Raw genomic sequence first — 280 nt, 5'->3', positions numbered from 1 at the left:
CGCGGTCGGTGGGGCGGGGCCAGCGCAGGCCGGCCAGGGGGGGGCGTCCACGGGACCATCGTGTCGTGCAGGTCTCGTTCCCGCGATCCGATACCGGGCCCCGCAGGCCCACCACCTAGGCTGGTCCATCGTGAAGACGTTCGAGGAGCTGTGGACCGAGCTGGCCGAGAAGGCCCGGACCCGTCCCGAGGGATCGGGCACCGTGCGAGAGCTCGACGCGGGGGTCCATGCGATCGGCAAGAAGCTGGTCGAGGAGGCCGCCGAGTCCTGGATGGCCGCC

1 protein-coding gene is annotated in these 280 nt (G+C 72.5%); it reads left to right on the top strand.

Features of this window, described 5'->3' with window-relative positions:
* Positions 1–130: 130 nt before the first annotated feature.
* On the top strand, positions 131–280 hold a 150-nt coding region (locus tag QWY28_RS23570; protein WP_500690676.1), incomplete at its 3' end, for a nucleoside triphosphate pyrophosphohydrolase family protein.

The sequence above is a fragment of the Nocardioides oceani genome (assembly GCF_030412965.1).
GTDB classification, from domain to species: Bacteria; Actinomycetota; Actinomycetes; order Propionibacteriales; family Nocardioidaceae; genus Nocardioides; species Nocardioides oceani.
Note: the sequence above shows the minus strand (reverse complement) of the source record. Positions and strands in the feature narration are given on the sequence as shown.